This window comes from Streptomyces sp. NPDC006385 (genome assembly GCF_040612485.1).
In the GTDB taxonomy this organism is placed as follows: Bacteria; Actinomycetota; Actinomycetes; order Streptomycetales; family Streptomycetaceae; genus Streptomyces.
This window is the reverse complement of sequence record NZ_JBEXQG010000053.1, coordinates 1-12,724: the sequence shown is the minus strand read 5'-3', so window position 1 is coordinate 12,724 and position 12,724 is coordinate 1. Positions and strand designations below refer to the sequence as shown.

Below are 12,724 nucleotides of genomic sequence, written 5' to 3'. Positions count from 1 at the left end.
GTGTTGACGGCTGGCTCGCGCGAGCGCGTACCATGCGGCCGGCAGGCCCTGCCCCAAAAGGCGAGCCGCACGTCACCCGGCGGGTTCGATACGGATGACGGCGGCGGTGTCGAGGGTCTCGACGACCTCCAGGCTCATGGCGTCGTTGATGGTCGCGACGGTGCCTTCCTCACAGCTCAGCCCGATGCCGCCGCCCTGCGACGAAACGCCGCCGCCACCGGAACAGCCCGAAACTCCGTAGCCCGACCCCGTCAGCGGCGCAGCCATCTCGACCGTGCCGCCGGTGATCGCCGTCACCTCGATCGGCCCGAGGCCATATGTTTCCGGCACTGTCACGACGTCCCCCACGGCGACCTCGATCTCGCACGTACCGTCAGCGCACGGCCCGGCGGGCGCCGCCGACGTCGGCGGCGTGGCCGTCTCTGTGGGAGTCGGCGTGGGGTCGGACGCCGGTGACCCGGAACCGGACACGCTGGGCTCACGCTCGCCGAAGGACCCGTCTGAAGAGTCCGAGGAACACGACGTGAGAGCGGCGAACACAACAGCGACAACAACGGCGACGACGGCGGTGGATGACGTTCTACGCATCATGGTCGCCATGGAACCCCGCCTCAACCGGGACCCGTCCCGCCCCGGCTACGACCAGGTCGTCACCGAACTGCTGGAAGACTCCGCAGTCGATGGTCAGGGAGGCCCTCGGGGGGCGCCACTGGTCGCGCGCCAGTTCTTTTGTTGTCACCCTTGCTGTTCGGGGCCTTCCTCACGTCCAGGTGGTGGCACTCCTCGAACAGGCCGCCGTCGACGGCAGTCTGGAAGTCGGCCTCGGCCTTCGGCACCCACCGGGGTGTGAGTTATTGGCGGAAGCCCCTGACCTGCGAGAACCTGGCTCGTGTCGCGTGCGCTTCCGCGCTTACGTACGAGGTTTCCCGTCAGAACTTGCCCATGTGCTCGACAGTGCGGTGTCCCAGCTGCCGGCTGAACGTCGCGCAGAAGCCGGTGGAAAGTGGCGGCCAGCCCCAGAAGTCGAAAGCGAGGGCGCCCACCGCGAAACTTGAGTCCCACTGCCACTCGGTGACCGAGACCGAGGCGCCGCAGGTGGGGCAGGGGGCACTCCCGTCACCCGTTTCCTTCCAGGCGGCGATGCCGTCCCTGAACGGCTTCCAGACCTCCTCGTCCGCCTCGAACTCCTCGGGGTAGTTGATGATCACGATCTTGGTTGCGCAGCGCGGGCAGACGGCGTCCTCCGCTTCATCCGCCCCCTGACCGCCGACGTGGTAGTTGCGCCCGACAATGACGGCCACGGGGCCCGGCAACCAGCCCGGGTCTGATGAATCGGCAACGGCCTGTGCCCAGTTGGGGCCTGGCAGGTAGCCCTCGTCCACGGTCAGGCTGTACACCCCGTCGCTGGACAGCTCGCGCGTGATCAGTCCCTCGCCGATCATCCATGCAACCATCCGCTCCGCGAGCGGCCCGGCCTCCTCGTCGGCCACCTCGATGTCGACGATCCGTTCGAAGAAGTCACCCATCGTCCCCACCTCATGTCGTCATTCCGGGACACTGTTCCACCTCTCACTGACACCCACCCCGGCGTCGGTGAGGGAATCAGGGGCGGGAGGTGCTCGCACATCTCATGCCCCCCGCGATCGGAATTGCGTCACCTCACGAGCCGCATCTCATCGGTGCTCCGTCGTCGGGGGGGGAGGAGGGCTGGATCGATGTCACTGTGCGGTCCCGCTTCCCGTGATCCAAGGCCCGGCACGGGCCACAGCCCAAGCGGCTGGGCGCCAAGGGTACGGAGGGGGCCGACAGTCGGCCGCTCCCTTTTCCCGTTCCTTTTCCGTGACGCCCAGGAGCGCCCACCCCGGTGCTGGACTTGGGGTTGGGGCATCTCGTCATCGACTTCGGAGCGTCTGCGGGCCTCCAAGGCGACGGCGTCTGCAGTCAGAGCCCCGGCATGCTCTCTCGGGTGACGGGTGGGAGTGGCACATCGCACGGGCCCGCGCGAGGGATCAGCGGCTACCCGTGTCCCGGCACTCCGTTCCAGGCTGTCAGCGTCAGTGCTGGTCAGCGCCCGTTCCAGCGTCCCAGCGTCCCATAGTGGCCGCCTTGTGTGGTGGGCGGGACGGATGGCGGAACAAGCTGTGGTCGTCCAAGCAGTCCGCTGGACGACCCACTTTCGCACCATGGAGATTTCGATGCGTTCGCTCTTTGCCGCCCGCTCCGCCCGCCTCGCCCTGGCCGCAGCCGCGTCCGTGGCCCTCGCCGCCACTGCGACCGCCACCGCCGGCGCCACGACCGACAGCCGAGGCAACACCGTGCGAGCCTGCAAGACCAACGACCTGACCTTCAAGGTCAGCTCGAAGACGCAAGCGGGTGGCTACTACCTCATCACCGCGACGGCCAAGCCCGGCGTCACCTGCTACCTGAAGGGGGTCTTCCCCTCCGCGTCCTTCGGCTACACCCCCGACACCGAGGTGTCGCCGGCCCAGCATGCCGTCAGCGAAAACGTCACTCTCTCCCGCTCCACCGCCGCCTACGCCGGTATCAACCCCAAGACCACCAACAACGACTACGGCAAGCAGTTCGAACTGCTCCACCTGTCCATCGCAGGCGACGAGGCCAACACCATCACCCTCGACCTGCCCGGCACCGCCACGGTCGACAGGCCCATCGCCACCAACTGGCACGCCGACCCCGCCGACGCCGTCCCTTTCCCCAGCTGACCCAGGCGCCGGGCGGCGGCCGGACCCCGCTGGAAGGCCCGTATCCGCATCGCCCGCCGAGCCAGCCGGCGCAGGTGCCGGTTCTCAAGGTTCCCGTTCTTGATCTCACTGAAGGAGCAGTCAACATGGTCCACATCGCCAAGAAGATGATGACGGCCGGAGCGACACTCGTGGCGGCTGCGGGGCTGGTCACCACGACCGCGCCCACCGCACACGCCGAAGGCAGCTACAACATCCGGATCGACGCGATCACGACGGGGGTCATCGCGGACTACTGTCTGTTGACGACCACCAGCGGCAATGCTCGCGCCGCGTGCAGCGGGAACAAGTGGGGTGACACCACCTTCCGGCTGGGCGTGGTTCACAACACCGGAGACCGGGTGTGGCTGGACATCAATGTCGTGGGCGGTACCGACCGTAAGGGCATCGACCTGCAGGGCAAGCATTACCTTCAGGTGAGCGGACCCGTCTGGGCGCTCCAGGTCTGCGGTTGGAAGAGCCTCGCCTCACACGCCGCCGGCAACGAGGGGTGGAGCCTGCACGGCACCGACCGGTGCTTCGGGGCAGCCCCGCAGTGAGAGCCCCGGGCGCTTGAAGCACCGTCAAATGGTTGCTCAAGCGCCCGGCACCATCTGACACGCCGGCCCCGGAGACGTTGGCTGCTCCTCCGGGGCCGGCGCATGTCCGGTCGGGTCGGCAAGGAGGGGTGGAGTCTGCACGGATCAGCGCGGGGACGTCACGGCCGAGTGCCTGGGGTTGACTGGTGATCTGGCCGGCCAGGACCACGTATTCGCGGTCGACCGTGCCGCCGAGCTGACTCCGCGAAAACGCGACTGCTTCCGCTTCAAGGGCCGTGTCCGCCGCTTCGGCGTACCGGCGTAACGACGTAACGGCGTACAACTGCGCGCATGAGGAGGCAGGTAGCGCTCCGATGTGCGCTTTCAGGAACCAGAACTCCGCTCGGCCTCTGGTGTTGCGTCGGAGCCGGAGTGAGCTGGTGACGCCGCAGGTGGGCTTTCATCGGATTGATCGGCCTGAGCGGCAGAGGCGTGCTCAGCGGTTCGTTGGCGTCGGCGCGTGGCACGCCGGTCGGTGATGTCCCGGCAGACCGGCCAGAGGGCGGCGAAGACGAGGCACAGGCCCCCATGATCCTGATCACCCACACGCTTAGCACGTTCTTCAACGACTCGGTGAGTTGCCGACGCGTTCGGCGAGTTCCCCCACGGACATCTTCGGCTTGGCGAGCATGACGTCGATGTCGACGGTGATCGGTATCAGATCGCCTCATTCAGCTCGGCCTGCATCTGCGCCGCCTCGGCGTCGCGAACATCGGCTGGGCGGCGCGGGCCCTGCCATGGGCCTGCAAGGTCTCGGTGCCCCAGTCCTCGAACAGCTTGGGCAGCCCTTGGGTCGGGTGGAGTCGCGATCCCAATCCTCGGCCAGCGCGACCAGCTGCGAACTTGGTGGCGCCACGGGAAGACCACGGCGCACCAACCCCCGCCCCCGCCCGGCCCCGGCAGGCTCGCCCGTGGTGCGGGGACGACCCCCAGCCGCGGAAGAGGCTTTGGGCGCGCACCATGACGCCGTCGGCGGCCCACCCTCCCATGGTGCCGGTGCGCCCCGCCCCGCGCGTCCGCCTTCCGCTCGAGGCGTACGTAGGTCGCCCCGGTCGGCAGCCGCAGGACACCGCGGCCAATGGCACGGCCCGCGGGGACGACCTCGGCGGCCCGGCTTCTGTCGGGTCGCTGACCGGCGCGCCATACGCTGACTCCACAGCAAGGAAGGCCGCCTGCTGGTCAGGGAGCCTGGCCATCGCCATCGGCGGATGTCTCGCCGATGGCGATGGCTGACCCGCGACGGCATTACGCGGGCAGGGTCCGTACTGGCGGCTGGTGCTGGGACAGTCCGTCGTCGTGGCCGGAGCCCGGCAGAGGGGAACGGCTCACCCGGATCTTCGACTGGCCGTGGGGTCGCTGCTCCCAGTCCTCCATGAAACAGGCGTACAGGCCGTGCTTGCGGGCCAGAGCCAGGAGGGTCTCGGTGCGGTAGTAGAAGTCCTCCCGCAGCACCTGGTGTTCGGTACCTTCGGTGCGGTCGAAAGTGAAGTCGAAGAAGCCCTGGTCGGTCAGGACACGGCCGACGTTGGCGAGGCACTCCTCGATCACCTCCAGCGGCGAGTGGGAGAAGACGCTGTGCGCGTGCACGACGTCGAAGTGATCATCGGGGAGGAAGTCCAGCGTGAGATCGCCGGTGATGGTCAGGTGCGGCAGCTTGCCCTGCAGTCCGCGCTCGACGAGCGTCTTCTTGGCGGCGATCAGGATGTCCGGCGAGATGTCGATGCCGTAGTAGTTCCCCGGATCGAGGTAGTCGATGAAGCGCCAGCCGCCGCGTAGGTTGCCGCAGCCGATGTCGAGCATCCGGTTGCCGGGGCTCATCCCGTGCTCGATCAGGTAGTCGAACTGCATCTGGCCAAGGGCCAGCCAGCGCTCGTGGGTCTGGCTGCCGACCGCGGCCTCCGGGTTGCGGCGGGTGTCGCAGGCCATCACCGCACGGTAGTAGCCGACGTGGTCGGGATGCTTCCAGCGCAGCCAGGTGTCCCGTGCGGCACGGCGCAGATACGGGGCGACGCGGCCGGGATGGGTGAGGGCGTAGCCGACCTTGTGGGTGAGGGCGGAGCGGTTGTTCCGCAGCTTCTTCGGGGACTTCGCGTCCTGGGTCATGGCGGTGACCTCCGTAGGAGGGGCGTCCCCGGTGCGGGGAGCAGCCTCTGACAGGCGAAAACGTTAGGGGGACTGGCCGAGCTTTACCAGCACACTGGCTGCCCCCTGGGCCGCGGGCCAATGTAGTGGGCCGCGGCATGCGACACGCGCCACCACGCGAGCGACAGCCGCCCGAGGGCCGGGGCGGTCTTCCGGCCCACTTCGTGGTTGCGGATCGCCACGCACCTGCACAGCGCCAGCCGCCGGTCACCGAGCCACCACGCTCGAACAAGATTTCCCTAGGGCAGCCCACTTGCCCCTATCTGACGGGTATCACCCATAAGATAGCCAGAGTCACCATTCAGGCGGATGTGGACAGGAGCCGGAATCACGCCCCTGGCGGCTGAAAAGCAGACACGACACCGGCTGACAACGACTGCGCCGCGTCGTAGCGCTCGAGGCGGCGCGTCCAGGTCCGCCTGCAAGGGGGCCGCCAGAATGCCCACGTGTCGCCCGACGTCGGCGGCGGCCCAGCGCGGCCACGTTCCCGGTGATCGACGCACATGGGCAGACTCTCAGCAGTTGGTTCGGCCCTGGAGCCGTAGGTCGTGTCCGCAAGGTCAGGCAGGCAGACGGGCAGCGAGAGTTGCAGGCAGGCGAGGGTGACCCGGATGTGCAGTCGTCGACGTTCCGGGCGTTGATCGTGAAGGCCAGCGGGATGGCGCTCACCGTCGCACGAGGTGGATCTTCGACGTCAGCCCGCCGTGGGCTGCCGAGCGCCAGGGGACCGGCGGCAGAAGCGTTCGTAGATTTTCTTCCACGGCACATAGCGCTCGGGCAGATCCCGACAGGCCGCCCCGGTCGACAGCTGCCGCAGGATGTCGTTGACCACGTGGTCACGTGGCGGTGGAGTCAAAACGCACCAAACACTTTGCGGACACGGCCTGGGACGCGTGCGCCGACGGTTGCGTCATTTCCGTGGTTCGGGGGCGGAGATGATGGTCGCTGCCGCCACGCCCGCTTCCACGAACACGGAATCGCCGTCCGGCAGCCTGTCGAGTTCGTCCTGGGTGAGTTGTACGACGGGCAGATGGTGGTCGTAGAGTTCGGCGGCGACGATGGCACCCGTCACGATGATGGAGTCCGGCTGTGCCAGGACGATCGCTGCCGGGCCGACGCCGGAGCGTAGTTGTTCGGCGAGCACGGACGACGAGGAGGAGGATCCGCGTCCGGTGCGCATGACGAGCACTCGTCCTGTCACTCTCTGGCCCCGTTGGGGGTGGCGCTCATCGGTGATCGTACCCGTTTCAAGATTGGTGCCGCCCCAGAAGGACAAGGGTTCCAGCCGCAGGATGCTGCCTGTCGCTTCGCCCGGGTGCAGGCTTCGTCCTTGCAGCTCAACGCCACGTGTCATCGTCACGGACAACCTTTCCGCTCCGCGCCGACCGGACGCATTCGCTCAGGCTTCCGAACACCACGTCCACGCCTATGTTGCCTGGCGCGTAGTGCGCCCACTTCCCGGAGTTCGTCATCACGATGCGGGTGTTCGGGCTGAGGACCGGTGTGATGTACGTGCAGGTGTCGACGAGGATCTTCCCCCCGGCCTCGGTGATGGTCTTGGCATATCCCGCGGCCTCGGCTGCGGCCAGCACGAGACGGCTCGTGGATACCCACACGGTGACCTCGGGGTGGAACGGTTCGCCGTCGACGAGGAGGTCGGCGAGGGCGGCGAATTCGGTGAGCGAGAGGTGTGGTGTGCCCAGGCTGATCGCGTCGACCTCGTCCCCGGAGGCAGTGGTCAGCCGGTCGCGTGCCGCCCGGACCGTGGACGCGTCCAGCGTGACGGTCGGAACTCCTTGGGCATCAGCACCTTGCAGGGCACTGTCCAGAGTAGGTGCTTCGGGGGTTACGCCGACGACGTGGAAGAGGGCCACACCGCCTGAGGAGGCTGCGGTGGCTCCGAGGGCCTTGAGCGCGTCCTCACCCGGTACGAAGTCCTCCAGGCCGGTGAAGACGGGCACGGCTGTGGCGGCCAGTTCTCCGGCGAGGTAGCCGAGCACGGGGTAGAGCGCGTCGGTTGACCTGAGAGCGCCGGACAGCCCCGTGCAGTCGATGATCATCGTGGCCCGGCGGTTGGCGGTCAGGTGCAGGCCCGCCTCCGGGGCGAAACCGGTCACGGCGGCGGCGACGTCCAGGAAGTCGCCGTAGCGGTCGGTCCGGGCTCCGAGCACGGAGTTGCAGAAGACGATCGCGTTCGATTCCGCCCAGGCGACATGGCTACCCATCTGGGGGCGGTGCCCGATCTGGTAGGGAGCGCAGGTCCAGGTCGGGCGGGCGCCGAGGGCCTGGTAGCCGGCCATGAGCCGGCCGGCGGCAGTGGTCTCGTCGGCAGGTGTCCGTACCAGGCCAGGGTGGAGCAGGTCGAGAGAGCCGACGTTCAAGGTGGTCGGCACGCTCACCTTGCCGCCGCCGTCGACGACCCGATTGACGAAGTCGAGACCTGCCTGGCCGTGATAGAGGCAACCGTCCAAGTGCGCGGACTCGATGGGGACCAGGCGCTTCGCCCCGCGCAGGCGAGCCACCTTGGTGACGATGCGCATGCACATCGCGGCGGCCTCGCCCGCCTCTCCCGCAAGCAGGGAGTGGTGTTCGTCGGAGAGTTCGAGCGTCGGTGTGCTCATGGTGTCGATTCGTCCTTTGGACATGAGATAGGCGGCAGTGCCTCTCATGTGCCTTCAGGGGTCGCGCGAAGCGAGCATGCGAGCGGCTGCGGAGTGACACGGATTCGGGCACAGGCCTGCCATCCGGAGGCACTCTGGCAGGTCTGCCATTCGTCGGCGAGGGCCGCGACGATGTCCAGCCCGCGGCCGTACTCGCCGTCGTCGTTCGACCTTGAGGGGCGGTGCCCTCGCACGGAGCCGCTGTCGACGACCTCGATGTCGAGGACGTGTCCGTGCAACGAGAGCAGCACTTCGAGCTCAGCGTGCCCATGCATGGCGGAGTTGGCGGCTAGTTCACCGACGACGAGGAGCACCGAGTCGGCGTCGTCGTCCGCTATGGCCCACTGGGACAGCACGGCCGCGGTGAAGTGTCGGACGTCGCGGACCCTGCGCCCCTCGGCCGGCAGGGCGATGGCGGCGTGGCGCCCCGTCGCCGTCTCGGGGGTGAGCAGGGTACGGCGGCGGGAGAAGCACGCGGTGTCGCTTGCGCTGCGTGCGGGGAGTTCGCGGTGGGGCACGACCCGTGATGAGCTGCGCGGCTTGGTGATGGCTGGTGAGGGGATCATGGCGGCTTCCCTTGGGGCGAGCGGGGGCGGGGAACGGGGCGTCCGCCTGCGGGAGAGGGAAGCCCGACCAGTCCGAGGCTGCTGCAGTGACCCAGATTTAAGGTGTAACACCTCATATAGAGCGCCTTGCCTTCTGGTGGATTGTCCACCCCTGGACGCCCCCTGCCGGGCTGTCGGCTGTCGGCTGTCGGCGACATGCGCAGCCGGCGAGCTCATGGCGAGCTCATGGCAGGGGCCCCGGGCGTCGCACCACGTCACGGCCCTGCCGGATGCCACTCGCCGGGATGTGCGTCACGCCCGGTCGGCGGCAGCCGGAGAGGCCGTCGCGTCTCCGGCTGCCGTACGAACTCCGCTCAGCACCCGTGTCACTTGATCAGGCGCGGGTCACCGACCTCGGCGGCACTGGCCTGCAGGCCGTTGCGGGTGAGGATCTTCGCGATTTCGCCGCTGCTGCGCAGAGATGCGATGTCCTCGTTGATGGCCTTCACCAGGTCCTCGTGTCCCTTCGGCATGGGGAAGGTGGCCTGGGCGGCCTGAACCGAGGCGGCGACCTCGTCGAAGGGCTTGGCCTTCTCGACCTTCAGATTCTTGCCCTTGGTCGTGTACACGGCCGAGCCGTAGCTGTCGGCACACACATCAAGGCGGCCGGCCTGGACGTCCTGGTAGCAGTTCACGGGCGAGGCATAGGTCTTCAGGTTGCCGCCGAGGTAGTTCTTGAGTTCCGTGACCCAGAGGAAGCCTTCCGTCGTGCCGACCGTGAGCCCCTTGGACTTCAGGTCCGGAATGGAGCTCACGCCTTCCTCGGACACGAGCGCCATCTCGTCGAGGTAGAGCGGATCGGACAGGTCGAGCACCTTCGCCCGCGCCTCGGTGCGGTACCAGTCTCCGGCCGCCAGGTCAGCTCGTCCCGCCTGCGCGGTCGGAATGACCGCGGCGGCGCCGGCGGGCTTGACGGTCAGAGTGAGGCACTCCATCTTCGCGATCGCCTGGGCGATCTCCCCGTCGACGCCGGTGAGGTTGTTCCCCTGGATCTTGCTGAACGGCGGAAAGTCGAAGGCCGCCACGGTGAGCGTGCCCTTTTTCACCGTCTTGAACTCGTGCTTGGGCTTGCAGTCGGCACTGACGGCCGTCGGGGACGAACCACTGCCGCAGGCCGAGAGGGAGGCCGCTGCCAGGATCGTGACCGCGGCCATGGAGGCCGGGAACTTGATGTTCATTGTTTCTCCCTGGTGTTTCATACCCGGGCGAACGGCTTCGCGTTCTCGTCCCGAGGTTCTGTCGGGTCCCCCGGCTTGCTTGATCAAGTGACTGGGCGCTGGTGACGGTCGGCGCCCTGTGTGGGGTGCGTGCCGATGCCTTCGCCGGTGGTCGTCCTCGGTGTGGCCGAACCTCACCGTGCCGCGCAGGGCCGTGCGGGCGCCGCTCACCGCAGGCGGCTGTCGGCGCCTGACCGGTCCGCGGCCGGGAGCCGACAGCCGCATTCAGGTGTGCGGGGGTGTGCGGGGGTGGCGGTGCCTGGACACGCGATTCGCCTCCGGGGTCTCAGACGTGCCGGGCGAGGCGGCGCTCGACGCGCTCGGTCAGCCAGCTCGCGGGGATGGTGATGGCCAGGTACATGAGGCCCGCGAGGGAGAGGACGCTCAGGTACTTGAACGTGGCGGAGCCGACCTGGTAGGCGGCTTGCAGCAGCTCCGGAATCGCGATCGTGTACGCGAGGGAGGTGGCCTGGAAGATCAGGATGGCCAGCCCCAGGAGGGAGGGGATGGCGACTCGCAGCCCTTGGGGGATGACGATGAAGCGCAGTGTGGCGAAGCGACTCATGCCGAGGGCGCCCGACGCCTCCAACTGGCCTTGCGGAACGGACTGCAGACCACCGCGGATGATCTCGCTCGCGTAGGCGCCGGTCGTCAGGGCGAGGGCGAGCGTCGCGGAGACGAAGTTGGTCAGCGAGAGTCCCTGGCTGGGGAGACCGAAGTAGACGATCTGCAGCATCACCAGGGCCGGTGTGCCGCGTCCGATTTCCACGAGGCCGATGACCACGTAGCGGATCGGCCGAATCCGTGACGCCGAGCCGAGGGCGAGCAGGAGTCCGAGCGGCATGCCGAGCCCGAGACTGCCGGCCGACAGCTGAACGCTGGTCTTGAGTCCGTCCAGGAGCTGCGGGAAGGAGTTTCCCCAGTCGGTGAGGAAGGTCATCGGGCCACCCTTCGCTGCAGGCGCTGGTCGACGGAGCGGGCCAGTGCCGCACAGACCACCGACATGACGATGTAGACGACGGCGGCGGCCAGGAACGGCTTGATCGCGTCACTGGTCGAACGTGACTGCTCGTTGGCCCAGTAGAGAACCTCCGTGACACCGATCGTGAAGGCGACCGAGGAGTCCTTGAAGAGGCCGATGCCGTACGTGGCCGTGGCCGGCACGGAGATGCGCAGGACCTGTGGCGCGATGATCTTGCGGACGATCGATGAGGTGCTCATGCCCAGGGCTCTGGCCGCCTCCCACTGCCCGTGGTGCACCGCGGCGAGCCCGCCGCGGTAGATCTCGGCCATGTAGGCGCACGAGATCAGTCCGAAACCGATGATCGCCGCCTGAAGCGGTTCGATCTGCGGCAGTGAGTTGCCCAGGCCGAAGTAGATGATGAACAGCCACACCAGCGGCGGGATGCCCCGGAGAATCTCGATCAGGGAGCGGGACACCATGCGCAGCAGCGGGCGCTTCGAGGTCCGGGCCGCGACGAACGGGAGGCCGCCGACGATGCCGATCCCGAGGCTCGCCCCGGTCAGCAGCAACGTCATCGGCACCCCTTTGAGCACCGTGAGAAGGACGTCAGACCCCATCGCGATCCACCGCCCTGAGGAACTGCCGGGTGCGCGCATGCGTGGGCGCCGCGAAGATGTCGGTCGGCTTGCCCTCTTCGAGGATGGCCCCGTCGGCCATGACGACGAGATGGTCGGAGACGTCCCGCGCGAACTCCATCTCGTGGGTGACCACGACCATGGTCATGCCCTCGTCCGCGAGCTCCCGCATCACCGTCAGCACCTCGAGCCCCAGCTCCGGGTCCAGCGCCGAGGTGGGCTCGTCGAAGAGCATCACCTCAGGGTCGAGCGCGAGGGCCCGCGCGATGGCGATGCGCTGCTGCTGCCCGCCTGAACACCGGTTCGGATACTGCTGGGCCTTGTCCGCCAGCCCGACGCGCTCCAGCAGGGTGAGAGCTCGCTTGCGGGCTTCCTCCGAACTGCGTCCGAGCACCTGCTCCTGCGGCAGCGTAATGTTGCGCAGTACAGTCAGGTGTGGGAAGAGGTTGAACGACTGGAAGACCATGCCGACGACACTGCGCAGCTTCGCGAGGTCCTTGGCCCTGATCTGACTGCCGGCGTCGATGCTGGTGCCGGCAACCCGGATCTTGCCGCTGTCAGGCTGTTCCAGCAGGTTGACGCAGCGCAGCAGCGTGCTCTTCCCCGCACCACTCGGACCGATGATGGCAGCGACCTCGCCCTGGGCCACGGTCATCGACACGTTGTCGACCACGGTGTGGTCACCGAATTTCTTCACGACGTTTTCGAGCTCGATGACCTTTTTCTTGCTGGCCAATGTCTTCTCTCCGATTCGGGCCATCCGGCGATCGGGTGACCAGCCCGGCGCTGTGCGGGCTTGGCGATCAGGCCGGAAACCATCTCGGGCCTGAGGTGTGATACCTCACTGAAGCGGCAGCGTCTGCGGCTGTCAAGAGGTCGGAGTTCGAATCAATCAACCCGTGAGCTTCGCCCGCATGGCCGGCTCGCCCGAGAGCCGACATGACGCTCGGCGTCGGCGGCCTGCAAAAAAGGCCCCGCGGCGAGGAGACCGGGAAACCGGGAATGCGGCGGCGACAGTCGCCGACCGGTTCAGCTGCCGCCTTCCTTCTGACCGGCCCAGATGCCCCGGCTGTGGGCGAGGTGCTTGCGCATCAGCTCGGCGGCCAGCTCCCCGTCCCCGGATTCGATGGCGTCCACGATGGCGATGTGCTCCTCGCCGGA

13 protein-coding genes and 2 pseudogenes are annotated in these 12,724 nt (G+C 67.8%); 2 read left to right on the top strand and 13 right to left on the bottom strand.

Annotated features, from left to right (window positions below):
* Positions 1-72: 72 nt before the first annotated feature.
* Positions 73-600 (bottom strand): hypothetical protein, encoded by a 528-nt coding sequence (locus ABZ078_RS31335; protein ID WP_356580822.1) that lies wholly within the window; start codon positions 598-600, stop codon positions 73-75.
* A gap of 329 nt (positions 601-929) precedes the next feature.
* Positions 930-1,526 (bottom strand): hypothetical protein, encoded by a 597-nt coding sequence (locus tag ABZ078_RS31330; protein ID WP_356580820.1) that lies wholly within the window; start codon positions 1,524-1,526, stop codon positions 930-932.
* A 669-nt stretch (positions 1,527-2,195) separates the two neighbouring features.
* Between ABZ078_RS31330 and ABZ078_RS31325 the strand changes: the two genes are divergently transcribed.
* Both ABZ078_RS31325 and ABZ078_RS31320 read left to right on the top strand, forming a co-directional pair.
* Positions 2,196-2,723: a DUF4232 domain-containing protein gene (locus tag ABZ078_RS31325; protein WP_356580818.1), complete on the top strand. Its 528-nt coding sequence runs from the start codon at positions 2,196-2,198 to the stop codon at positions 2,721-2,723.
* A 125-nt stretch (positions 2,724-2,848) separates the two neighbouring features.
* Entirely contained in the window at positions 2,849-3,301 is a 453-nt protein-coding gene (locus ABZ078_RS31320; RefSeq protein ID WP_356580816.1) for a hypothetical protein, read from the top strand.
* A 607-nt stretch (positions 3,302-3,908) separates the two neighbouring features.
* Here the strand turns inward: ABZ078_RS31320 and ABZ078_RS31315 are convergent.
* The 11 genes and pseudogenes from ABZ078_RS31315 to ABZ078_RS31265 form a co-directional block, all read right to left on the bottom strand.
* A pseudogene (locus ABZ078_RS31315) lies at positions 3,909-3,998 on the bottom strand (transcriptional regulator); the annotation flags it as partial.
* Positions 3,999-4,585: 587 nt separating this feature from the next.
* The gene (locus tag ABZ078_RS31310) at positions 4,586-5,443 is read right to left on the bottom strand and encodes a class I SAM-dependent methyltransferase (protein WP_356580814.1); all 858 of its coding nucleotides are present in this window, start codon (positions 5,441-5,443) and stop codon (positions 4,586-4,588) included.
* A gap of 775 nt (positions 5,444-6,218) precedes the next feature.
* Positions 6,219-6,320 (bottom strand): annotated as a pseudogene (locus tag ABZ078_RS31305) (IS5/IS1182 family transposase); the annotation flags it as partial.
* A 72-nt stretch (positions 6,321-6,392) separates the two neighbouring features.
* Positions 6,393-6,836, bottom strand: a complete 444-nt coding sequence (locus tag ABZ078_RS31300) for a DUF126 domain-containing protein (protein WP_356580897.1) — start codon at positions 6,834-6,836, stop codon at positions 6,393-6,395.
* The gene (locus ABZ078_RS31295; RefSeq protein WP_356580812.1) at positions 6,820-8,103 is read right to left on the bottom strand and encodes an aconitase X catalytic domain-containing protein; all 1,284 of its coding nucleotides are present in this window, start codon (positions 8,101-8,103) and stop codon (positions 6,820-6,822) included. Before ABZ078_RS31295 ends, ABZ078_RS31300 begins: the two co-directional genes overlap by 17 nt.
* Positions 8,104-8,147: 44 nt before the next feature.
* Entirely contained in the window at positions 8,148-8,708 is a 561-nt protein-coding gene (locus tag ABZ078_RS31290; RefSeq protein ID WP_356580810.1) for an ATP-binding protein, read from the bottom strand.
* A 365-nt stretch (positions 8,709-9,073) separates the two neighbouring features.
* Complete coding sequence (locus ABZ078_RS31285; protein WP_356580808.1) at positions 9,074-9,925, bottom strand: transporter substrate-binding domain-containing protein; 852 nt, start codon at positions 9,923-9,925, stop codon at positions 9,074-9,076.
* Between the two features lie 325 nt (positions 9,926-10,250).
* Positions 10,251-10,904 (bottom strand): amino acid ABC transporter permease, encoded by a 654-nt coding sequence (locus tag ABZ078_RS31280; protein ID WP_356580806.1) that lies wholly within the window; start codon positions 10,902-10,904, stop codon positions 10,251-10,253.
* The gene (locus ABZ078_RS31275; RefSeq protein WP_356580804.1) at positions 10,901-11,545 is read right to left on the bottom strand and encodes an amino acid ABC transporter permease; all 645 of its coding nucleotides are present in this window, start codon (positions 11,543-11,545) and stop codon (positions 10,901-10,903) included. Before ABZ078_RS31275 ends, ABZ078_RS31280 begins: the two co-directional genes overlap by 4 nt.
* Positions 11,535-12,299 (bottom strand): amino acid ABC transporter ATP-binding protein, encoded by a 765-nt coding sequence (locus ABZ078_RS31270; RefSeq protein ID WP_356580802.1) that lies wholly within the window; start codon positions 12,297-12,299, stop codon positions 11,535-11,537. Before ABZ078_RS31270 ends, ABZ078_RS31275 begins: the two co-directional genes overlap by 11 nt.
* Positions 12,300-12,592: 293 nt before the next feature.
* Positions 12,593-12,709: an FCD domain-containing protein gene (locus ABZ078_RS31265; RefSeq protein ID WP_356580895.1), complete on the bottom strand. Its 117-nt coding sequence runs from the start codon at positions 12,707-12,709 to the stop codon at positions 12,593-12,595.
* Positions 12,710-12,724 lie beyond the last annotated feature (15 nt).